Here is a 223-nt window from a genome sequence, read left to right on the forward strand (position 1 = left end):
CGCCGAGGATGACATAGCGGTAGCCGAGATCGAGCGTGAAATTCGATGAAAGCTGATATCCGACGCCGGCCATGAGGGCCCAAGCGAGACTGAAATCTTTGCCGCCGGCAAAGCGCTCCACGGTTTCGATCCCCGTGGTCGCGTCATGGATCGTCCGCACATCGTCGGAGAGCGTGTTGCGCGCCAGTCCGATACCCGCCCCGATATAGGGCGTGAAACCCAG

Annotated in this window: 1 protein-coding gene; it reads right to left on the reverse strand. The window is 61.0% G+C overall.

Going from position 1 to position 223, the window contains the following annotated elements; all coding sequences use genetic code 11:
- Positions 1–223: outer membrane protein (locus tag E4K09_RS18125; protein WP_166802390.1), on the reverse strand; the 223-nt coding region annotated here is incomplete at both ends.

The sequence above is a fragment of the Microvirga pakistanensis genome, from assembly GCF_004458765.1.
GTDB lineage: Bacteria > Pseudomonadota > Alphaproteobacteria > Rhizobiales > Beijerinckiaceae > Microvirga > Microvirga pakistanensis.